Genomic DNA, 254 nt, shown 5'->3' on the forward strand with positions numbered 1-254 from the left:
CTTTAAATGTATCTTACGAGCAAATAAAAACAGTCCGAAAAGTCACACACATTCAATTCACGTTTAAAGAAAAATCAAAAAATATTTAGCATAAATCTGAACAGAATGATTTTTATAAATTGACTGATTCACAAATTAATATGTTTGGTAATCAGCTTTCACGCTTACATGAAGTATCTCTCCTAGCACAACAAGGTGAAAGTTATGACGACTTAGCTATCAAAATTAAAGATATGCTGCGAGATCCAATACAA

The 254-nt window shown here is 30.3% G+C and carries 1 pseudogene; it reads left to right on the plus strand.

The window, feature by feature from the left end:
- A pseudogene (locus tag ACG9ZB_RS17590) lies at nucleotides 1–254 on the plus strand (RepB family plasmid replication initiator protein); the annotation flags it as partial.

Origin of the sequence: Acinetobacter johnsonii (assembly GCF_048551975.1) — a bacterium.
Taxonomy (GTDB): domain Bacteria; phylum Pseudomonadota; class Gammaproteobacteria; order Pseudomonadales; family Moraxellaceae; genus Acinetobacter; species Acinetobacter johnsonii_A.